21 protein-coding genes and 1 other RNA gene are annotated in these 21,549 nt (G+C 33.0%); 11 read left to right on the top strand and 11 right to left on the bottom strand.

Translation table 11 applies throughout. The annotated features are described in order from the left end of the window. Nucleotides 1–76 precede the first annotated feature (76 nt). Nucleotides 77–1,033, bottom strand: a complete 957-nt coding sequence (locus Q0975_RS14715; protein ID WP_299437937.1) for an MBL fold metallo-hydrolase — start codon at nucleotides 1,031–1,033, stop codon at nucleotides 77–79. A 36-nt stretch (nucleotides 1,034–1,069) separates the two neighbouring features. Here Q0975_RS14715 and Q0975_RS14720 point away from each other — a divergent pair, with 36 nt between their 5' ends. From Q0975_RS14720 to Q0975_RS14735, 4 genes are all read left to right on the top strand, one after another. Then, nucleotides 1,070–1,789: a DUF4197 domain-containing protein gene (locus Q0975_RS14720; RefSeq protein ID WP_299437939.1), complete on the top strand. Its 720-nt coding sequence runs from the start codon at nucleotides 1,070–1,072 to the stop codon at nucleotides 1,787–1,789. 283 nt (nucleotides 1,790–2,072) lie between these two features. Next, nucleotides 2,073–5,087, top strand: a complete 3,015-nt coding sequence (locus Q0975_RS14725; protein ID WP_299437941.1) for a TonB-dependent receptor — start codon at nucleotides 2,073–2,075, stop codon at nucleotides 5,085–5,087. 47 nt (nucleotides 5,088–5,134) lie between these two features. Next, nucleotides 5,135–6,496, top strand: a complete 1,362-nt coding sequence (locus Q0975_RS14730; RefSeq protein WP_299437943.1) for a RagB/SusD family nutrient uptake outer membrane protein — start codon at nucleotides 5,135–5,137, stop codon at nucleotides 6,494–6,496. A 156-nt stretch (nucleotides 6,497–6,652) separates the two neighbouring features. Continuing rightward, nucleotides 6,653–6,823, top strand: coding sequence for a Lacal_2735 family protein (locus tag Q0975_RS14735; RefSeq protein WP_299437945.1), 171 nt, complete (start codon nucleotides 6,653–6,655; stop codon nucleotides 6,821–6,823). A gap of 9 nt (nucleotides 6,824–6,832) precedes the next feature. Here Q0975_RS14735 and Q0975_RS14740 read toward each other — a convergent pair whose 3' ends face one another. The 4 genes from Q0975_RS14740 to Q0975_RS14755 form a co-directional block, all read right to left on the bottom strand. Further along, nucleotides 6,833–7,618 (bottom strand): alpha/beta hydrolase, encoded by a 786-nt coding sequence (locus tag Q0975_RS14740; RefSeq protein WP_299437947.1) that lies wholly within the window; start codon nucleotides 7,616–7,618, stop codon nucleotides 6,833–6,835. Between the two features lie 88 nt (nucleotides 7,619–7,706). Next, on the bottom strand, nucleotides 7,707–8,489 hold the full coding sequence (locus tag Q0975_RS14745) for an ABC transporter substrate-binding protein (RefSeq protein WP_299437949.1): 783 nt from the start codon (nucleotides 8,487–8,489) through the stop codon (nucleotides 7,707–7,709). 350 nt (nucleotides 8,490–8,839) lie between these two features. Then, on the bottom strand, nucleotides 8,840–9,661 hold the full coding sequence (pyrF, locus tag Q0975_RS14750) for an orotidine-5'-phosphate decarboxylase (protein WP_299437950.1): 822 nt from the start codon (nucleotides 9,659–9,661) through the stop codon (nucleotides 8,840–8,842). Between the two features lie 28 nt (nucleotides 9,662–9,689). After that, on the bottom strand, nucleotides 9,690–10,898 hold the full coding sequence (locus Q0975_RS14755; RefSeq protein WP_299437952.1) for an NAD(P)-dependent oxidoreductase: 1,209 nt from the start codon (nucleotides 10,896–10,898) through the stop codon (nucleotides 9,690–9,692). Between the two features lie 152 nt (nucleotides 10,899–11,050). On the opposite strand from Q0975_RS14755, the gene ssrA reads away from it, so the two are divergent. From ssrA to Q0975_RS14770, 3 genes are all read left to right on the top strand, one after another. After that, nucleotides 11,051–11,449: a transfer-messenger RNA gene (ssrA, locus tag Q0975_RS14760) on the top strand. Nucleotides 11,450–11,925: 476 nt separating this feature from the next. Then, nucleotides 11,926–12,138 (top strand): hypothetical protein, encoded by a 213-nt coding sequence (locus Q0975_RS14765; RefSeq protein WP_299437954.1) that lies wholly within the window; start codon nucleotides 11,926–11,928, stop codon nucleotides 12,136–12,138. Between the two features lie 78 nt (nucleotides 12,139–12,216). Then, nucleotides 12,217–12,426: a hypothetical protein gene (locus Q0975_RS14770; RefSeq protein ID WP_299437956.1), complete on the top strand. Its 210-nt coding sequence runs from the start codon at nucleotides 12,217–12,219 to the stop codon at nucleotides 12,424–12,426. Nucleotides 12,427–12,484: 58 nt separating this feature from the next. On the opposite strand, the gene Q0975_RS14775 is transcribed toward Q0975_RS14770, so the two are convergent. The 6 genes from Q0975_RS14775 to Q0975_RS14800 all read right to left on the bottom strand — a co-directional run bounded on the left by Q0975_RS14775 (nucleotide 12,485) and on the right by Q0975_RS14800 (nucleotide 14,718). Then, on the bottom strand, nucleotides 12,485–12,631 hold the full coding sequence (locus Q0975_RS14775; RefSeq protein WP_299437958.1) for a hypothetical protein: 147 nt from the start codon (nucleotides 12,629–12,631) through the stop codon (nucleotides 12,485–12,487). A gap of 265 nt (nucleotides 12,632–12,896) precedes the next feature. Next, nucleotides 12,897–13,073, bottom strand: coding sequence for a hypothetical protein (locus Q0975_RS14780; RefSeq protein ID WP_299437961.1), 177 nt, complete (start codon nucleotides 13,071–13,073; stop codon nucleotides 12,897–12,899). A 4-nt stretch (nucleotides 13,074–13,077) separates the two neighbouring features. Then, nucleotides 13,078–13,536, bottom strand: coding sequence for a hypothetical protein (locus Q0975_RS14785; protein ID WP_299437962.1), 459 nt, complete (start codon nucleotides 13,534–13,536; stop codon nucleotides 13,078–13,080). A gap of 14 nt (nucleotides 13,537–13,550) precedes the next feature. After that, nucleotides 13,551–13,889 (bottom strand): hypothetical protein, encoded by a 339-nt coding sequence (locus tag Q0975_RS14790; RefSeq protein WP_299437964.1) that lies wholly within the window; start codon nucleotides 13,887–13,889, stop codon nucleotides 13,551–13,553. 17 nt (nucleotides 13,890–13,906) lie between these two features. Further along, complete coding sequence (locus Q0975_RS14795) at nucleotides 13,907–14,227, bottom strand: hypothetical protein (protein ID WP_299437966.1); 321 nt, start codon at nucleotides 14,225–14,227, stop codon at nucleotides 13,907–13,909. 254 nt (nucleotides 14,228–14,481) lie between these two features. Further along, nucleotides 14,482–14,718, bottom strand: a complete 237-nt coding sequence (locus tag Q0975_RS14800; RefSeq protein ID WP_299437968.1) for a hypothetical protein — start codon at nucleotides 14,716–14,718, stop codon at nucleotides 14,482–14,484. A 718-nt stretch (nucleotides 14,719–15,436) separates the two neighbouring features. Between Q0975_RS14800 and Q0975_RS14805 the strand changes: the two genes are divergently transcribed. The 4 genes from Q0975_RS14805 (at nucleotide 15,437) to Q0975_RS14820 (ending at nucleotide 21,449) form a co-directional block, all read left to right on the top strand. Then, nucleotides 15,437–16,096, top strand: coding sequence for a response regulator transcription factor (locus tag Q0975_RS14805; protein WP_299437970.1), 660 nt, complete (start codon nucleotides 15,437–15,439; stop codon nucleotides 16,094–16,096). A gap of 127 nt (nucleotides 16,097–16,223) precedes the next feature. Beyond that, entirely contained in the window at nucleotides 16,224–18,647 is a 2,424-nt protein-coding gene (locus Q0975_RS14810; RefSeq protein ID WP_299437972.1) for a peptidoglycan DD-metalloendopeptidase family protein, read from the top strand. 128 nt (nucleotides 18,648–18,775) lie between these two features. After that, nucleotides 18,776–19,639, top strand: coding sequence for a hypothetical protein (locus Q0975_RS14815; RefSeq protein WP_299437974.1), 864 nt, complete (start codon nucleotides 18,776–18,778; stop codon nucleotides 19,637–19,639). 4 nt (nucleotides 19,640–19,643) lie between these two features. Beyond that, on the top strand, nucleotides 19,644–21,449 hold the full coding sequence (locus Q0975_RS14820) for an N-acetylmuramoyl-L-alanine amidase (RefSeq protein WP_299437976.1): 1,806 nt from the start codon (nucleotides 19,644–19,646) through the stop codon (nucleotides 21,447–21,449). Nucleotides 21,450–21,549: the final 100 nt, after the last annotated feature.

Here is a 21,549-nt window from a genome sequence, read left to right on the forward strand (position 1 = left end):
TAAAACTTATAACCTTCAGTCACTTGAAAGTACTTTTAGAAAATATATTAAATGGATAATGATACTTATAGTTTTCTCATAATGGAAAAACATCTTCTGTATTTGCAAATCGGTATCCTTCTTTTTCTAATTGAATTCTTTCTTTGTTGTTCTTATGAATTAAGGGATTCGAATGATTAAAATGGATGAAAATAATCTTGGACTTTATTTCTTTGGATTCGTTTTTAAATAAATCAATCGTTTCCTGAATATAGGGATGAGGAACTTCTGCCATTGGTCTTGGTATTTCTCCATCTTTAAAAAAGGTAGCGTCGATAAATGCATAATCCACTTTTTTAACTTCATCTACAATGTTTTTTTTCCATAACGACCATTTATTAATATCTGGAATAAATAGAGCAGATCTTATTTTGCCATTAATCAGATATCCAACGGTTTCAGAAAATTCATCACGATGCGGAACCAGAAATGGAGTTATCTTTATATTTTCGGTAATATCAATAGGGATTTTATTTTCCAGTGAATTTATTTTTATGTTTTGCAAATCAATCAATTGAGACCAAGGTCCATTATTTTCTAAAAAATATTTCATTTTTGGCATTGCAAACACATTAATACCTTTTGATCCCATTGCTTCTCTTCCAAAATGCATAAGCCCCGTATAATGGCCTATATGTGCATGTGTCAAGAATACTCCATCAATAATAACATCATGCTGAAGATGTCCAGCATCCAACATAGCTAATTGTTCTGGTAAATCCGGCGTAGCTTCTATTAAGAATTTCTTTCTTTTCTGTTTATCTATGATTCCTAAAGAGACAACTAGTTCTTTCTTGTATTTCCCTTCTTTAACATCATTGAACTCCTCAGTATTATCAATATGGGGATAACCGCCATCCTGAGCAATTCCTAAAATAGTTATATATTGATCAAAATTATTCGACACCTTTGATTCTACTTTCGTAAGATCTTCTCTATTTTTGCAAGAGAGGATTGAAATAGATAGTATGAAAAAAATTACCTTTGAATTCATATTAAATCATTATCATCTCAAATCTAATAAGAAATTATGAAAAGAATTTTTTTAGTGCTAGTTATATTTCAACTATCCAGCTGTGCAGAACTGCAGCAAGTAATAGAAAGTCTTCCACAAGAAACTACTGGAGGATTAGGTCTTAGTAATGTTGATATTGGTAATGGATTAAGACAAGCGCTGGATAAAGGGATCGATAAGCAAGTAACTAAACTTACTCAAAAAGATGGTTTTTTCAGAAATGAATTGGTAAAAATCGTATTACCAGATGAATTACGAAAAGTAGATAAATCCTTAAGAGATATTGGCCTTGACAACCTAGCCGATGAAGGTCTTAAGGTTCTTAATAGAGCTGCTGAAGATGCCGTAAAAGAAGCAACACCTATATTTGTGAATGCAGTTAAACAAATAACATTTAATGATGCTAAACAAATTTTATTAGGTAATAATAATGCTGCTACACAATATTTACAAGGCACTACCAAGAATGCTCTTTATGGAAAATTTAATCCGGTTATTAAAAGCTCACTGTCTAAGGTTGGTGCAGATCGTGTTTGGTCCAATATTATTAAAAAATACAATGCTATTCCTTTTACCAGTAATGTAAATCCTGATCTTACGGACTACGTAACTAGTCAAGCATTAGATGGTGTATATAAAATGATTGCGATAGAAGAAGGGGAAATTAGAACTAAACTTAGTTCTAGAACTACTGATTTATTGCGTAAGGTTTTTGCACTTCAAGATCGTAAATAATTCAAATAAGAAAGAATAAACGTACAGTATATGCTTTTTATCGAATCAAACACTGCTTTTGGCGATTTTTTAATTTTTAAGAAAAACTCATGTTCATCAAGTGTTTTGTTAAGAAAACATCAATAAATACTGTTTTTTATTAAGAATAACTCAATTCATCTCTTTATTTAATTCAGATATTCTCAAGACAAACCCATCATTTATAGGGGGTTATTATAATGTAGGGCTCTTTTTTTTTACGGGATTGGCGTAATTTTGCCCCCGATTAAAAACGCGCCCAAAAATGAAAAACTTAACCAAACTTAGCATAGCTATGCTTATGCTGCTGTGCTCTGGCCTTATAGAAGCCCAGGAAAAAACGATAACAGGAATAGTTATTGACGAATCAGGAATACCACTTCCTGGAACCAACATTCTAGTTAAAAACTCTAATAATGGAGTTCAAACTGATTTTGATGGAAAATATCTTATTGAAGCCAAATCAGGAGACATACTTGTGTTCTCTTATGTTGGTTTTGAAACACAAGAAGTTATTGTTACTAAATCAACAGTAATAAACGTTACTTTGAAAGACGATGTAGAAGGATTAGATCAAGTAGTACTTATCGGATATGGTAGTTCTTCAAAAAAGCAAATAACCGCTAGTATATCAAGCATCCGTGCTAATGATATTGCCGATGTGAATACTCCTAGTATTCAATCATTAATGACTAGTAAAGTTACTGGAGTTCAAATAACTCAACTTTCGGGGAGAGTAGAATCCGGAATTAAAGTTAGAATTAGAGGTATTTCTACTATCGGTGCATCTCAAGAACCTTTGTATGTACTGGATGGAGTTCCTTTAATCAATGATGATGAATCGATAAACAACTCTCCTATCAATCCGCTTATCGGACTTAATCCTAGTGATATAGAATCTATTGATTTTCTAAAAGACGCTTCGTCAGCGGCTATCTATGGAGCTAGAGGTACAAATGGAGTTATTATCATTACTACTAAAAAAGGTAAAACTGGTAAAACCAAAGTAACCTTAAATACAGCTTCGGGATGGAGTTTCGCTACTAATAAAAGAGAATTCCTAAATTCTGAGGAGTATGTAGAATTCTACACAGAAGCTGCAGAAAATAGTGGCATTCCATTAAGTGAAATCGAAACACAATTTGATCAATTATCTTTAGGTCGTGACTGGAGAAATAATGAAGTCGATACTGATTGGCAAGATCTAGCATTAGTAGAAGGAATTACACAGGATATAGACTTGTCTGCATCTGGTGGAGGTGAAAAAATCAGATACTTTGTTTCTACATCGTATAACAAAACGGAAGGTATTATTTTAGGAAATGAGCTAGATCGTTATACATTAAGAGGTAAAATAGATGCCGATATTACAGAGAAATCTACTGTTGGAGTAAATATAAACCTCTCTAAAGTAACTATCGATCGATTATCAAATGATAACGCCTTTATTTCTCCACTACAATCTATTGGTCAATCACCTTTAACGCCAGCACTATTAGAAGATGGAACGGCAAATGTAGATGGTAATTCTACATTATTCCAAAACTTCTTAGGACAAGAACAAACTGGAAGATTTGTTACCGATATATGGAGAACAACAGCAAATATATATGGTGATTTTTATATAAATGACTACCTGAAATGGAAATCTGAAATCGGTTATGATGCTAATAACCAAAATGCAGAAAGGTTTTCTGGAAGTTTAACCGAATTTGCATCTGCTGGTGGAGTTGGTACTGTTAGTAATGCGATTACGGAAAGATATATTTTAACCAATTACTTAAGCTACAAGAGAAGTCTGGGAGATATTGTAGATTTTTCTGCCACGCTTGGAGCAAGTTTTGAAGAAACCAATCGTAAGAGTCAGTTTACAATAGGACAAGGATTTCCATCAGATGATTTACAAACATTAGATAATGCGGTTTTAATAACAAACGGTGGTTCTAACAAAACTAAATATAACTTTTTATCATATTTCGCCAGATCACGTTTTTCGATTGCAGATAAATACCTTTTCAATTTGAGTATTCGTCGTGATGGATCTTCTAGATTCGGAGAAGATTCCCAATTTGGTTGGTTCCCTGCAGCATCAGCGGCTTGGGTGGTTAGTAATGAACGATTCTTAAGCAATTCTAACTTTCTTAGTAATTTAAAACTAAGAGGTAGTTGGGGTATTACAGGAAACGCAGAAATCGGAGATTTTGCCAGCAAAGACCTTTACGGAATTACTACATATAATGAACGACTTGGAGTATCACCTATCCAATTAGGAGACAATGAATTACGTTGGGAAAAAACTACTCAATATGACTTAGGAGTTGATTTTGGTTTATTCAATAATACCATTTCAGGAGAATTCGATTACTATAATAAAACCACTAATGATTTATTATTTAATCAACCACTTCCGGGTACTTCTGGTTTTACTTCTATTGTTAGAAATATTGGAGAGATTGTAAATAAAGGATTTGAGATTAATCTTACTGCAAGAATTATTTCTAAACCTTCCTTAATCTGGAATATAGGTGCATTATTTACTCAAAACAAAAATGAAATTACAGACCTTCCTAGTGGAGACATTATAGATGGAATAAATATTATAAGAGAAGGAGAAGCTGTTTCATCCTTTTATCTATATGAATATGCAGGTGTTGATGCTGCTAATGGAGACGCATTATTTTACACCAATACAGTAAATGCAGATGGTTCTTTAGATAAAGTACTAACAAATAGCGTATCTAAAGCTAATAAAATTGTTACCGGAGATCCATTTCCAGATTATCAGATTGGATTTACAAATACGTTAAAAGTAAATGATTTTGATTTTCAATTTACTTTCCAGGGAGAGTTTGGAGCTTCTATTTTTGATCAAGCAGGTAAGTTCTCTTCCGGAAACGGTAAATTCTTGGATAATCAAACTTCAGATCAACTAGATAGATGGCAAAATCCTGGAGATATTACTAACGTACCTCAGGCACGATTAAGTCAGGAGAATGGGCAAGCTGATTCTACTCGTTATCTAGAGGAAGCAGATTTTATCAGATTAAGAAATATTACATTAGGATATACTATCAACCCAACTTTCTCTAAAAAATTCTTTTTAGAAAAAGTAAGATTCTATTTCAGTGGTATCAATTTATTGACAATTACTGATTATGAAGGATATGATCCTGAATCCACTGCGGATTTTAATGGAAATTCTGGAGTAAGAACAGGTGCTTCCTTTTACTCCGCTCCTCCTGCAAAAACATATACATTGGGATTAAATATTGAATTCTAAAAATTCAGTTTTTAAAATTTAATGCTAAAACCTTAAAGTAAAAAACAATGAAAACATATATAAAAATAGTAATCGTATTCGCTCTTTCTGTAATTGCGGTAAGCTGCGAAAATCAGTTAGACATTGATCCTAGTCAGTCATTGACGACTGATGACGCTTTTGATACTCCAGAAAAAGTAATCAATATTCTTGTTGGGGCATATGCCCAAGCTGGGCAAGGAGCTAGTTATGGCGGTCAGATTTATACCATCGCTGAACTATTAGCAAACGATCAAGAATTAAAATGGAATGGAACATTCACTGATCCAGGTGAATTTAACATGAAAGTGATCAATACGAACAATACCTTTGTAGCCAACTTATGGCTAAATGGATATGATATAAGTAACCAAACTAACATTGTTCTTGATAATTTAGATGTGTTTGAAAACCTAGATCGCAAAAATTCTGTAGAAGGTCAAGCTAAATTTTTAAGAGCTGTAACCTATTTCGATTTAGTGCGATTTTTCTCAAAACACAATAACAATGGAATTAATGGAGGAGAACTTGGTGTACCTATTGTAAAGGTTCCTGTTATTCGATATGACGACGTTACCTATCCATCAAGAAATACAATTAATGAAGTATATGAATTTATCATTAATGATCTAGAGGACGCAATTACATTACTCCCTGAAACAAATGGTGTTTTTGCTTCTGCTAATGCAGCCAAAGCTTTATTAGCAAGAATACAATTGCAAATTGGTAATTATGAAGAAGCAAGAGATTTATCTAATGAGGTATTACAATCAGGAAGGTTCTTACTAACAGCAGTTCTTGATGATGCTTATAACAATGATGATAACTCTACAGAAGATATTTTCGCTTGGCAAGTAACTGATTCAGATGGTGCAAATAGTATGAATACATTTTGGGCTACAGATCGATTCGGAGGAAGACCAGGAAATCCTGACATATCAATCGAAGATGCGTTTTTTGGGATATTTGATGATTTCAATGATCTAAGAGCTGGTTTCTTTTACATTGATAACGAAACAGGATCTGGTATTGCATCATTCAAGTGGATTTTTGGTAATGCTAACATACCTTTTATTAGATTACCTGAAATGTATCTAATAAGAGCTGAATCTAATTTTGTTTTGGGTACTGCCATAGGAACAGACCCTATCAATGATGTCAACACTGTGAGAACAAGATCTAATGCATTTGCATTAACAGACTTAACATATGTAGACATTATTCTTGAGAGATTACGTGAATTATCATTCGAAGGACATAAACTTCATGATTTTAAAAGATTAGAAATTCCTGTTGGAGCATTACCTTTTGATGATAGCAGATTAGTGCTACCAATACCACAAAGAGAAAGAAATGTAAACCCTAACCTTGAACAAAACGACGGGTACTAGATACACTAAACTATTAAATTATTTATTAAAAAGGATAGAGCGATATTACATCACTCTATCCTTTTTAGTATTCTATTAGCTAAACTTAACTAGCTCTTAAGAATCGTTTGACTCATTAACCAATACCTTTGTAAAAAAAAGAAAAGAGAACAAATAATGTTTAATTGGTCTAAAGATAAAACTGATCTCAAAAAACTGCAAAAACAGTATTGCAGGCTAATGAAAAGTGCTTATAATCTAGCTATTAAAAATAAAGAAAAGAGTGATCGTTTGCACGATGAAGCAAATCAGATTTTAGCGGAAATCAAAAAAATAGAACATCAGTAGTAATCAATTTTAAACGGAAAATTGATTTATAAAAGACAGCGATTCTTCATTAAAAACTTCTGGCTGTTCGACATTAACTACGTGACCTGAATTCTTAACAACAAAAAGATTAGAAAACTCGTGGGTAGAAACTACCTTTTTTATGGATGGTAAGAATAAATAGTCTTCTTCTCCCATAACATAAAGTGTAGGTATTTTAATATCCTTATCTCTAAAAAAACGTAATAAAGGATTGATCTCAGAAGTTAGCTTAAACCATCTTATAAACTCTTTTTGATATAATTTTTTAGCCTCATTGGCAAAAAGTAATCTAGACTGCTTATGGTTTTTTTTAGGCATGATAATAAAAGCAAAAAACTTATATAAAAACATATAAGGAACCACCGATTTAAAAACAACACCTAGCCTCATCAAAACCTGAGATCTTAAGTTTAATTTCATTATGGCTCCTCCCATAATCATGCTGTTTACTCGTTCTGGATACTTTTCTGCTAAATTTCTTATTAATATAGTACCTAAAGAGATTCCTATAAAATGGGATGACTTTATGTTTTCTTTATCAATCACCTTTACAATATCTTCTGTAATCGAATCAAAGGTGTATTTAGAATTGAAAGCATCTTTGATTGCTGGTTTAGAATCACCGTGGCCTCTTAAATCCAGTAGTAATACATTATACTGTTTTCTAAACTCTCTAACTTGTTTAAACCAGATAGAAGAACTACCTCCTGCTCCATGAACAAAAGTTATCCAATTGGTATTCTGTGGATGATGATATATAGAATAGTTAAGCATAAACAGATTAATTAGGTAAAGATAGTGGACTTAGTCTTCAAAGTAAGTAGTGTTAACAGTAATTAATGTATTGTTCAACGCTCTCATTCTAGTGAAGTGTCCTAAAATAACTGAATGCGCCTACTAGTCTAGATCCATACCAAGAAAAATATTCCCCATCTACTAAAATCACTTTAGAACCTGGAACTATTTTAGCCATTTCACTCTTATGGTCTTCAGAGAAAGGAAAAGGTTCTGACGACAACAAGATAAGATCCAGATCCTCCAAGTTTGTTAATTTTTCTTTAGGGATTTCTGGATAACGTTCCTTATTCCCATACTTGTTTATAAATCCATTGATCTCTAACAAATGATGAATAAAAGTACCTTTACCTGCAACCATCCAGGGTTCACGCCAAATAAAATATGCAACCTTCTTCTGTTGTTTATTTTTCACAAAATCTAAAAAACTCTTCAATTCTGATCTAATCTCAGAGATTAAAGTGTTAGCTTGGTTTGTCTTTGTAAAGATCTCACCATACTGATGAATTAATTCTAAAGACTCTTCAATAGTACTTACATCAGAAACATGAACAGGATATTCTTTTTCTAATACTTCAACAATCTCTTTTGTATTTTCTTCCTTATTGCACAAAATAATATCAGGATTCAATTCACGAATTTTATCCAGATGAATATTCTTAGTACCTCCTATTACCTTCTTTTCTTTTCTTATGGAATTCGGATGTACACAAAATTTGGTTACACCTACTATTTCATCAGACAAGCCCAAGGTAACCAGAAGTTCAGTCTGCGAAGGAACCAACGATATGATCCTTGTAGGAGTTTGTGGCACTTTTATAGTTCTACCTAATTGATCTGTATATATCACACCTTCTTTCTTAACGTACTTATGAAACTATCTAACAATCATAAAAAAATCATAAACCCTTAATAATTAAACTTTTAAAACTAGGAATTCCTACATAAAACTCTTATATTGTAGGAAAGAATATTAATTTTAAAATCTTGGGGCTATGGATTCAGTATTACTTAACATTATTTTTTACGGCTTTTTATCACTTATTGTATTTTTTATCACATATGGACTTGTAGGATATGCGAAACAAGTATTTAAAGCCAATAGGCGTTAATTTTTTAAATCCCTCTTCGAGGGTTATTTCCTCGAAGTTGTTGATTTAAAAGAAAAAGGAAATTGAACTAATATTCAATTTCCTTTTTTTATCTTTTATCTTTTAATATTTCTTCCATTTGCTGCTGAAGTTCCTTAGCTTTTTCACCAGCAACTATATCAAAATCTAATCCATTCGAAGCATATATAATTCCTCTTGATGAATTGATTAACAATCCAATCTGATCATTAATTCCATATTTGCAAACATCTTGCAGATTTCCTCCTTGAGCACCAACTCCTGGAACCAATAAAAAACTATCTGGAATAATCTTTCTGATATCTGCCAAGTATTCTGCTTTAGTAGCTCCTACTACATACATCAAGTTTTCAGAATTCTTCCAGTCTTTAGAAGTTTCTAATACTTGTTTATACAACTCTCTGCCATCTACATTTTTAGTTTGAAAATCAAAAGCACCTTGATTAGAAGTAAGTGCCAGCATAATAGTATGCTTTCCTTCGAATCCTAAAAATGGTTCTATAGAATCTTTACCCATATAAGGAGCAACAGTAACCGAATCAAACTGAAGGTCTTCAAAAAATGCTTTAGCATACATAGCACTGGTATTCCCAATATCGCCTCGTTTCGCATCTGCGATAGTAAAAACCTCAGGATAATTAGTATTTAAATACTGTATCGTCTTTTCTAAAGATTTCCACCCCTTCAACCCATACGCTTCATAAAAAGCAGTATTCGGTTTATACCCTACTGCCAGATGATGGGTAGCATCAATGATTTTTTTATTGAACTCAAAAATCGGATCTTCTTCTTCTAATAAATGTTTCGGGATTTTAGTAAGATCTACATCCAACCCCACACATAAAAAAGATTTCTTTTTCCAAATTTGATCAACAAGTTCCTGAGTAGTCATTTTTTAATATAATTTGTGTTGTATAAAACTATTCTTTTCCATCTACATAATCCTGCAGATAAGCATATCTATCGGTTAATTTACCATCTTGTGTCATTCTTGCACGCTCCAATACCCCATCAGCATCATTATTGAAAAATGCAGGTATTACATGTGTTAAAAACATCTCTCCAAAACCTTCACTAGCATCTTTAGGTAACTCACAAGGCAAATTATCTACTGCCATCACTACAACGGCTTCTGGGTCCTTATAATCTACTTCTTCTTCCTTACCAGGATGGTATCCATAAATTGGGTCAGCAATCGTAGAAGATCTTATTGTTGTAGCAACAGGACCATCAATATCGCAAGACACATCCGCTACCACGCTAATATTAAAATCCGCAGACTTTGCATCTTCTCTGGTATAAATAAAAGGAGCTCCATCTCCAAAAAAGTGACCAGCGATATACATATCACTAACTTTGGCAAATCTCATAAAGTCACTGACATATTCTTGAGGATTGTTATAAAAATCCCTTTTATCAATCACTTGCCCATCTTTACGTTTATTATAATCCAATACATCAATCTGCGTATATACGGGTTGATCAAAAGTAGTAGTTAGATATTCACTAACGGAGACTTCTTTAATCTTCATAGCATCCAGAATTTCTTTGGCACCACATCCTACTTTACCTTTTCCGGTAAGTACAATCTTTATATTTGGTAAATTGATCTTAGATAACTCTGATTCTAATGCTTTTTGATCTGGCAATGTTTCTGCTTTAGGAAGCTGAAAACTATCATTCTTCATGCCTAAGGCTCTAAAACCATTATAGGCACCAACAATACCAGCATATCTACCAAAACCAATAAGTCTAAAGCCTTTTTGATTAATAATTACCTCGTGGTCATATAGCTCTATATTTTTATCCAAGATTGCTTTTAACAACGTTCTATTATAGGGTTGTTTCTTGATTGTATGCGAAAAGAAAAAATATTTTTTATTAGGGATTAACGCATCAATCGGAACTTCTTTTACACCTAACAATACCTCTGTATCAGAAAGATCATCAGTAATCTCAAAACCCGCGGCTTTATAATCTGCATCGCTAAAAATCCTGATATCAGAACTTTCTACCCTAAAAGAAGCCTTAGAAAACTTTGATACTGTGTCAGTAAGACCTTTTGGTGAGAAGACTACCCGACGATCTGGCGGGTTTTTACGTTCTTTGATAATTCCGAATGTCGTCATATAGTTTTGGTATGTATTTTGTTTATGTAAAAGCGCGGCAAAGATATGACAATTATGATTATATTTGCCATCCATTTTAAGTGAGGAGTTCAGAATTTATTGAGATTATCAAAATAATTAAAATTCTTAGTTTCAAACTTTTAATTACAATCGGGGTCGACTGGTTTTGACAGCGAGATTAATAGAGTGGTAAGCACGTCGAGCGCTGGGATATAGCTCGTAAATATCATATTTCAACTTTTTTAAACGGCGAGAATAACTACGCCCTAGCTGCATAATCTGAATTTTAGTAGGATAATGCCTCGGTCTACAAGGTAGACAAGCAGGATACTCTTCAAAAGCCTTGGTTTATGGCGTTTGGTTTTGAGTATCGTAAAAGTAAACCTAGAAGCTATAGTATCTTGATATAGTTTCGAAATTTAATTGAGAATAAGCGATACGTTGGCGGTTTTTGGTCTTTCATATCGACGAAAATTAAACAAAAACTAAGCGTGTAGAAAGCTATTGTATTACTTGTTTGGACGAGGGTTCGAATCCCTCCGACTCCACTTTAATCCCGCCAAATGGCGGGATTTTGCGTATCCGGGGGATTCGGCAGCCGCATCAACTGGCTCTTACGCTGTAAATGTCCACAGGACATTTCCTGATCGCTTCAGCCCTCTCCGACTCCACTTTAATCCCGCCAAATGGCGGGATTTTGCGTATCCGGAGGATTCGGCATACGCGCCAGCTGGCTCGTTCACTAAAAATGTCTACCAGACATTTTCTTGACGCTACGTCATTTCCAAAACCCAATCTTCCAGGTATCTATTCATAAACACTTTTGACGTTTCTTAAAATCTCTTTAGAAAGATCATATCTGACATTCACATTACAGCTATATGATTTCATTGGTTTTATTAAACTTTTAGTAAATTCTTAATATTCAAAATCAATACTCAGCTGAGTTATTAAAAAAACTACCCTTTCCGGGTGGGAAAAAACAACACAATATATGCTAAATTCATTCTTCTAAAACTTTTATATCATGTTAAAAAACATTCTAAAATTAGATGGAGTAGCTGTCTTAAATAAGACACAACAAAGAATTATTAAAGGAGGATCCGTTACATGTGATGCGATTGATGTTGCCAGAGTACTGGATTTACACGACGGTTGTTGGCAAGGAGCTGATGACAATTCGTATCAATGGTGTATGGACTGTGGCTATGCCGTTAGTTGCGGAGGGGCTTGTACTTAATTTTATAACTTTTATTAATCCAATGGTCACTTTTCAAAAACCATAATAGTCTAGTACTTATATTAAAATCCAAAAAACATGAATTTTTCATTTCTAAAACCTTCGAATGTCACCATTCTAAGTAAAAAACAACAAAGCCAAATTGGAGGAGGTACGTTTTATCAATGTAGCTGTCTAGAACACGCAGGGACTTGGACAGCGCATTATAACAATGACAATCAAATAGAAAGAGCTCTTTCTACATATTGCGATGGTCGTTCAATATGCAGTGAAGTGCTTGGCTTTTAAATATCTGTAAAAGAAAAGCCTTTATCAACTTAAGTGTTGATAAAGGCTTTTCTAATCTTCATCCAATTTTCATTACCTGATCAATAGGTGTATTATTAAAGATCAATCCAAAATCTTCAGGAATAACATACATCGTATCCCGACTATACGTGAGATTACTAAAAATTAACACAAAGAATGTTATAAAACAAAAATTACGTTTCATAGAGTATTTATCTGTTTATTTCATCTTCGATCTCCACTGTTTTACTATTATTCTTGTCATAAAGAAAAACAATATCCCAAACAATACTAATAAAGGGGTTCCTATTATGTATAGAAACTGGATCATGCAACCATCACCAGAGCATGGTCTATTACCTGCAGCAATCAAGATTAAAGAAAAAATTGCTCCAATTATCACAAAAACATAAAGAATCCAGAATACTATTTTCATTGATTTATTAAGTTATTTATTTCTAATCATCAATCTATTCAACTTTATTGTCTTTTAGTAGCAAGCCAATTCCCAAAACAAACAGGATGGGTCCAGATATAAGTAGATAATATTGTATCGGCCAGTGCATTATTCTAAATAGTATTCCGAAGAAAAACACGATCACTCCTAATGCCATTATCAATAGAGAAAACACTTTAATTCTAGTCATAGTATTATTTCCTTTTACTGTTATTCTTTTTACTATTAAAAAGCCCCAAACCAATATTAAAAATAAAAATCAACTGACCGATTACAAGAAAGGCAAATCCATAAAACATAGTAGAATCAGGCATACTTGTGTTGGTATAATATGCTTTTCTTGATAAAATATCAGGATTTAAAAACCAAGAGATATAGAACAAATCGAGAATACCAATTATAGTAAAAATCCAATGTAGTATATTTAAAATAGTTAATAGTTTAAATTTCAACTTTAGCAATATCCAATATACAAGACCTATTAACCCAGAAATAATAGCAAAACCAAATAAGATATCCTTTTGAAGTAAAACGTAATAAGTATCATAGATGTATATATCTAATGTATATTCACTCTTGTTGACACCTATTAAAATAAGTAATGACATCAACACCAAAAACAAAATATAAGGTCTTATTAAAAATTTCCCCATCCGCTTATTAAATTTCACAAAGTAATCGTTTCTACGATCCCACTAAGTAAGGTCAATACTCCAAATCCAAGCATAATATAACTCCACAACTTCATTGAAATATAAAAAAAGTGATTATTCATAAAGATTTTCTCTTTTTCCCCATCTACCATAATATGATCTTCACTTGTAAAATAAGTCCATAAACCAGAAATAACTAGCCCTATTCCCATTACTATTTGAGAATCATAATTTGTAGCAAATATCCATCCTATATATTTCTTTAAAATGGTATTTAAGATCGAAGTACTTACTAACGAAACTACCAAGTATACAGGTACTAATATCCCCCTGTTTTTATAGATTACAATCATCGGCTTATTTCTTTATATTATTTAATCCATTCTATATCACCTCCAACTTCACCTTCTTCAATTTCTCCTACTTTGAATCCCAAAACTTCGGTCGCAACCTTCTTAAAAAGGATTTTCCAAGATAACCAATCTTCTTCATCCATATACCCTTCAAACTGAAGCCCACTTGGTTCGATAGAAGCTACAATATATTTTTCTTCTTCCTTAAAACTAAACCAATATGGAATACCTTCCTCTCCTTCACCATCTTTTCCAAAACCCAACCATCCCGGCATCTGAGCATACACTATTTCGATCTTTTCCCAAACCTCTTTAGGAAGATCGTATCTAATGTTCATATTACAACTATGTGATTTCATTGGTTTTATTAAACCTTATTTTTCCGTAAAATTAAAGCAAATCCAGTCATCAACAGAATTTACGTCATATATCTTTAATTGTCTTTGACATAAAAATTGTCCTTCAAAACTTACTATAAGAAATAGAAAACTTAACTTAGTTTATAGCGTACCGTGATGATACGTTCAGAAATAACAAAACCCCTTGCTCATTACAAGCAAAGGATTTTTTCTTTTATAAGAATACAATTCTTTTAAGGACAAGAATTGAAGACATTACCATTATAGCATCCCTGTCCTGGAACACTTCTACAATTATGATGACAATATACTACAACTCCACCAGGACAAATTGCATTACAAGGACCGGTTCCACCACCACCACCTCCACCTTCAGCCAAATATTCCTCTATTCCTCCTCCGGTAATAGACTTTTGATCCTTCCTTTTTATTGTGGTAGCACCCTCTAAATTTAAAATGTTCTTTAGCATAATGAAATTGTTTTAAGTTATTAATACTATTAGTTGGTATCATTTCCTCTAGAAATGTTACCCTAAGTTTTGATCAAATAAAAAAGTATATCAATTCGAATTTATCTATTCAGGATTATAAACAGATCAGAAAGAAGAGTTAATGTAAAGCTCTCTATTTGTTCTATCAACAAAACTATTTCGCTTAAAAAAGTTTGATTTCAGAGGTTTATCACGTTAAAATACAAGTAGAATCATTCAAAAATAGTCGTTTTGAAGTTTTTTTAGAAGTAAAATACTTGTGCCGGAAGTAAGTTAAAACTTACTTTATTAAACATACTGATCCTAAACTACCAATATCCAAAACCTACTAAAAAGCTAGACTATTTGCTTTTCTTGCATAATTCAGGTGTTACGTAACAACATACTTAACAGTGACTTGATGGTTTTATCTTCAGCCAAAAAAGACAACCTTATATCGAAAAACTAAATCCTAAAGTTAAATGAAGACAAATAAGATTTAATTTTATGAGGTTCACACATAAACTTAACACGAATGAAAAAATCAAACCACACCCAAGGCTTTTTCTATATCGTTTCTATCTCAATTTCTTTTTCGCAAAAACACCTGTTTCAGTAGCTTTCTAATAACAGCCTGTAATTAAATTATCACAACAATAAATTCTATTACTGAACCAGAATTATTGTTGACATTTTATCAATAAATCCCAAAAGAAATATGAAAGAGTATGATGTTGTTGTTGCGTATGATGATCCCTTAAAAAGATTAGGAATCAGAGCTATGTTAGAGGCTCCAAAAAACTTGAAGTTTAACTTATATGAAGATATTAGTGATTTAGAAAATCTGCGAAAGGTTATTGTAAATAACCAACCCGATTTTATCGTTATTGACGCTACTTTAAATTCTAATAATTCTGGAATCGAATTAGCAAAATACACAAAGCTTCATGCCACCAGAACTAAGATTGTCATTATGGCTTTCGTTTTAGAAGAATGGTTAATTAAAGAACTTAAGCATTTAGAGATTAAATGGATTCTTTACAAAGCGGATACTGTAGAAAATCTTACGAAATGTGCAGGTAGAGCTATCCAAAACAAGCCGTATATCAGCCGAAGATTCAGGGAATCATGGTGGAAAGAAAAAGCGAATCCTATTCTGGGAGTTTCAGATAAGTCATATGATCAATTATCAAAAACAGAGGTAAAAATACTAAACCAGGTATCTTTAGGAAAAACCAATAAAGAAATAGCTGTTGACCTTTTCAAAAGTGAAAAAACCATAAAAAACCATCGGCAAAATATTTGTAAAAAATTGCAAATTACAGGTAGTAATGCGCTTTTTAAATACACTATGAAATTAAAAGACGTGTATCATTAAAAATGAGTATATGTACCCATGTTTTTCATAAATAGAGTTTATAATTTTCGAGTTTAAAACTAACAATCCTAATAATCTTTTGAATTTATTAGTTTATTAAGGACTTACTACACACAAACTCATCATTATGAAAAACATTACACTAAAAGCTTTATTAGCTTTATTATTGTACGCTTCATTAACAAATGCTCAGGAGCTGATTCTTAGAAAAAACCAACAACTATTCACTCAGAATATAGAAGATCAAGACCAACGATTATTAAATCGAAAAAAGTCTTCTTTACATATTACCTCCAAAATTGATAATATAGTACAAGATATAAAGTACATCTCTAATGATGTAAAAGCGTCTCCTAATTTTGATTTTTTCCAAGGTTTACAGAGTCCTCATAATCCGGTGATATGGATTTATCTCGAAAGAGAACAAATCGGAGGTGCTTTTAACTTACGCAAAGTGAATTTGAAAAATAAACAGTTAACCACTTTGCAAAGCAAAACAAATGAAAACCGAAAAGATATTGCTTTAAAACCTATCGCTTGGTCTAAAAATCCTAACCAAATTTTCGTTGAAGGTATATATCTAGACGCTGCCGAGGAGCACGAAGGAATTTTTATCTATGATATACAAACGAATAATCTTCGTAAGCTTGTACTTCCCTTTCAGTATAAGTCAACTCCGCTACTTTCGCCACAAAGAGATCATTTTATATTTTCTGGATCTAATGAAAAGAAGTTAGATTATTTACACGGCATTTCAGATATTATCTATGAATATCATATCGATACTAAACAAAGTAAGACTATTACATCCTCCCCAGGAAATCATATGGAAATCTTGGGTTGGAACATCAATTCTAAAAATAGCAAAGATACCTCAGCTAATCAAAAATCTGCTTTATCCTACTACTTACCTTGGGATTTCGGAAAGGAAAACTGTGTGTCGAGACATGGAACTCCTGGTCCTACAGGATCACATAGTCCTGTAGGACAATGCGGTTTTTTTACACCTGGTGGTCATCATGGATATCAAGCAATTGATTTTGCTACTTCCCTTTCTGGAGATGATAATGTAAGAGCATCAGCAGCCGGTACCATTTCTTTTTCTGGAATTAGTGGGAGTTTATCAAGCGGTTATGGTAGATTAGTTATTGTAAGACACAGCGACGGTACGCGCACCTACTATGCCCACAACAAAACATTATTAGTAAGTCAAGGGCAATCAGTACAAAAAGGACAAGTAATCGCATTAGAAGGTACCACTGGTGGATCAACAGGTGATCATATCCATTTTGAGTGGAGAGCAGCAGGAGGAAATTCTCCTACTCCGGGATCTTTCGTTGATGCCGGACAACCTAGACAAAATTATATCTACCGTTCCCAAAATTCTTTTGGATCCTCTGCCGATACACAAGCTCCAACAACATCGATCAGCGCTGTTGGTGGAACTACACAATCTGGTGATTTTATCGCCAATTTTAATGATAATGATAACGTGGGAGTGACACGTAGATTCTACCAAGCATTAGAAAAATATGGTAGTAATTGGTATGCAAATCGTGGTAATGGATTCTTTAATGACAACTTCAATATATTTTACTCTGGATATACCAAAGGAGCTGGTGATTGGGAGATCAATAACGGACACTTACGTCAATCCAACACTTCTTCTGACAATACAAAACTAAATACATTCTTATCACAAAACTCCGAACTCCCTTATTTATATGAATTTTCTGCGAAAACGATATCTACAAATGGGCCAAGAAAATTTGGGATTCATATTATGGCCGATACTCCTGACCAAAGCCAGCGAGGAAACTCTTACTTGATATGGTTTAGTGGAGAAGACAACAAAGTAAGAATCTATGAAACTATAAATAATCAATTAAATTTTAGAGCTATTGATGATGTTCCATTGGATAATAAATGGGCAAATTATAAGATCACATACAGTCCTGGATTTGGTGTTATCGAAGTTTTTAGGAATAACACATCCATATTAAAATGGACAGACCCTTCTCCTATCAAAAACGGTAGTACAATCTCCTTAAGAACAAACAAAACCAGTGTAGAATTTGATGATCTCAAAGTCTATAAATTTAGAGCCGATGCTTCTACAACAGTATCTGCAGGATCAAGTGTTAGTAAAGATATCCGGAGAAGAAATGGTAAAATAAAAAGTTTAGTTAAAGATGCGGCAGGAAATTGGTCTTCTCCAGGGAATCTGGATATTACCATCAGTTCGCTTACGCGTCAAAACACAAGCATTCAGGATGATACTTTTATCGACAATCATATAGAAGTTTATCCTAACCCAACAAAAGGAACTGACCTAACGCTCAGCTATTCATCCTTTGCAACTTCTTATACCGCTATATCCATTACAGATATTACAGGTCGAACAATAAAATCCTTTCGAGAATATACCAAAGAAGCAGGTAACCAATCTATAGATCTTAGTAATTATTTCACATCCATTCAAAATGGTCAATATTTCATTAAAGTGAGCAATGACAGAGGTTCTAAAGTAATTTCTGTTATCAAAAATTAAGTTAGTTAATGTGTGTGTAAAAGGGTTCCTATGTTTTTTGGTTAACAATTATGATAAGACAACTTATCGGGAACCCTTTTCCTTACAAAATAACTCGTAGAACATAACCTCAAAAACACAAACATCATATGAAAACCATAAAACAACTATCATGCATACTCTTATGCCTAATACTGAATTATTCCGTCCAATCTCAGGTAATATCTAACAGTATTCCGATAACTAGTGAAGGAGAATTTAGCAGTCCTGTTTGGTCTCCTCAAGGAGATAAACTATTAATTACAAATCATCATAATAATGAACTACTGATCCTTGATTTAAAAAACCAAAATCAAATTCAATCTATAAAAAATGGTGATGGAATAGGATACCTCGCTAATTGGTCAGCCGATGGAACAAAGATTATTTTCAGAGAAAAACCATCAAATGGATATTTTGCAGATGTAAAAGTAAAAAGTATTGATATCCTCAGTAGAAATGAAAAGTTCGAACAGAACATTCATCCTGATAACACCAAAACAAAACCCGGAAAACAACTTCAAGTATATATAAATCTAGAGACCGCAAAACTCGAAGTTAAAGAAGAGAGCAAAGGTAAACCACAAATAATAACCCCAGAAGATGGACAATTTTATCATCCATTACTATCTCCAAACGGTAAAATGGTAGCTGTTCATGAAGGTGCATCTATATACATATATGATCTTACCGGAAATGAAAAAAGAAAATACGCAGGAAATGGCTTAGTGACCGCTTGGCTTCCTGATAGTAGCGCCATTATAACTTTTGAAGATAAAAGTAGTGATGGGCATACTATTACTTCTTCGGAATTATTCTTAACCACTGTAAAATCAATAAAAAGAACTCAATTAACTTTTTCGGATGACATTATTGAAATGTATGCTGATATTTCTCCAAATGGAAAGAAAATAGCGTATTCAGATGAAAAATCTGGAAGAATTTTTATTGCTGATTTCAATATAAAAAGATAAAGACATGAAAACAATATATACTATTATCTCGATACTACTTACTTGTTTTTTCTTAAGCACTTCAGAGTGTTTCGGACAAGTCATTCTGATTGATCCTGGACATGGATATGCAGCGGATGGAAGTAATCCAGATGGCAGAACGGATACAGAACATGCCACTGCATTATCCGTAGGTTTAAAACTTCGTGACAAAATAGAAAGTAGCTGTAACGGTTGGAGCGTTCGATTAACAAGAACGATTCGCAATAGTAATCCAAGTCTTGCACAAAGACGTGCATTATCCAATAGCCTTAGAGCGGACCGCTTTATTAGTATTCATTGTAATGCAGGAGGTGGCACGGGAACAGAAACTTTTTGGTGTAACCGAAGTAATTCTCGCGATGCTGATAACAGTAGATTCTCTCGAGAAATTCAGAATAGAATGGTAGAAAAAGGTCAATGGAGAGACCGAAGGTCTGTAGAGGATGCATCCTTTATATTTCATTTGGGAGTATTAGTTAGTAATAATGCAGTTGGTGTATTAAATGAGATTGGTTTTGTAGATACTTCGGATGCAAATAAATTGCTTAATGATACCTGGAGAAATCGTTTTACAGATGCATATTTAACAGCTCTTGAAAATGATCTAAACAGCGCCTGTACAGGTGGCGGAGGCTCTGGAGATACTATTGCTCCTACTACTACCATTTCTGCATTAGGTGGCAACACACAGTCAGGAGATTTTACAACTAATTTTACCGACAACGATAATATAGGCGTTACTAGAAGGTTCTATCAGGCTTTAGAAAAATATGGTAATAATTGGTATGCTAATCGTGGCAATGGATTTTTTAATGACAATTTTAATATCTTTTATTCTGGATACAGCTTAGGAGCTGGTAATTGGACAATCAATAATGGACACTTACTTCAATCTAACACTTCTTCTGATAACACAAAATTAAATACTTACTTATCCCAAAACTCAGGTTTACCATATCTATATGAATTCTCAGCAAAGACGATTTCCACAAACGGTCCTCGAAAATTTGGAATTCATATTATGGCAGACGATGTAACTCAGAGTCAAAGAGGAAACTCATATTTAATCTGGTTTAGCGGAGAAGATAATAGAGTTAGAATTTATGAAACTGTAAATAATCAATTGAATTTTAGAGCTATTAGCGATGTTTCTTTAGACAATCAATGGGCTAATTACAAAATCACCTATAGTCCTTCCTTTGGAGCACTGGAAATTTTCAGGAATAACACTTCATTACTTAGGTGGACAGACACCTCTCCTATCAAGAAAGGAAGTTCAATTTCTTTAAGAACCAACAAAACCAGTGTGGAATTCGATGATCTTAAAGTCTATAAATTCAGAGCTAATCAATCTCAAACCATTACGGCAGGATCAGCCGTTACCAAAGATATTAGAAGACAAAATGGAAAAATCAAAAGTTTGGTTAGAGATGCTGCAGGTAATTGGTCTTTGCCTGGAAATCTAGATATAACTATAAGTTCCTTATCTCGTCAGAATACTAATCTGAAGGATGATACTGAACTTGAAAACAACTTTATCATATATCCCAATCCAACAACGGGTAACTCTATTACATTAACTTATAATGCGACTGCTAATCAACAGACAGAAATTTCGGTTTCGGATATTACCGGTAAATTAATAAACAAAATGTACGATACATCTATTGAAAAAAATCAAAGAAGTATAGATATTAGCAAGTTGTTAAAAAACACAAGCTCTGGGAACTACATTATTAAAGTAAAAAATGGTAAAAACATTTTCTATTCTCGAATACTAAAACAGTAATTTTTCACAATCAAAGCATCTAAGAATATTTATATTTTGAAGTGATTATAAAAATAAAGAGATCGTTTAAACTTTTATCAACGATCTCTTTACTTATTAT

Source organism: uncultured Aquimarina sp., from assembly GCF_947500065.1.
Lineage (GTDB): Bacteria > Bacteroidota > Bacteroidia > Flavobacteriales > Flavobacteriaceae > Aquimarina.